The organism is Paenibacillus sp. 01T422 (assembly GCF_056398785.1).
Genome location: NZ_JBFTQB010001423.1, coordinates 1 through 913 on the forward strand (window position 1 = coordinate 1; position 913 = coordinate 913).

Below are 913 nucleotides of genomic sequence, written 5' to 3' on the forward strand. Positions count from 1 at the left end.
TTACAGTTTTACCTCAATCAACATCCTGTGGATATAATTCTAACATGCGTTATAAAAGCGGGACGGGTACCTCACTTTTCTATTATTATGGTCAATGGGCTAATCAGAATGTACCTTATAACCAAGATAGTAGTTTTCAATACCAAGCATATATACCAAGTTGTAATTCTTCTGCATCAGTTAGTTACATTCTTACATATGGATATAGCTTTACTCAGGTATCTGTAAATCAAAACCTTTACAGCAATGTATGGTATAATTTAGGAAGTTATTATATTCCTGGTAGTTCTTCTCAAAGTAGCACTATTAAGATAAGAACTCAGGATGTAAGCACTAGTCTTGTGGTAGGTTGGGACGAAGCAGCGTATGTTACTAACTAATGAAAAAGAGGTGTACATGAAAATGAAAAAATATATTATTTTTACGATTATCGCAGCAGGAATAATTGGAGTATCCTCATCGATTACATTAAAAAGTAATTTAATAGAACACGCTCAAGCTTCAAATCTATCTGATCCGAGCGCGGTTCAACCTATAGAAAAAACAAAAGACCAATTTGCAGGAATTCCTGTACTTAGAAACAAGGGACTTAATACAAATAGCAATTATGTCGCTTTAGAAGGTCAAATTTCAACAAAACTCGAGCAAACAGGAGAAGTGTCTTTAACAGATATAACCGTAGAACAGCCTGGTCGGTTTCATGTAAAGCACACGCCTGACAGTAGAACACCAAGTTTATTTGAAGAAGCTGTAAATGATGGAGTTAAAGTACAAATAAAAGATAATAAAGGTAAAATAGATGATTTTGTTGCTCCTGCTAAAAGTAAGTTTGACGACGTTAATAATAGTTCTCCTGACTATAACGGAACCTATCTTCCTATTGGTGGCGTGAATGAATTGCTTCATCCTGAAA

General features: G+C 34.6%; 1 protein-coding gene and 1 pseudogene. Both read left to right on the forward strand.

Annotated elements, in window-relative coordinates; genetic code table 11:
- On the forward strand, positions 1-380 hold a 380-nt coding region (locus AC1DUA_RS39250), incomplete at its 5' end, for a hypothetical protein (RefSeq protein ID WP_477504827.1).
- A 16-nt stretch (positions 381-396) separates the two neighbouring features.
- Positions 397-913: pseudogene (locus tag AC1DUA_RS39255) on the forward strand (hypothetical protein); the annotation flags it as partial.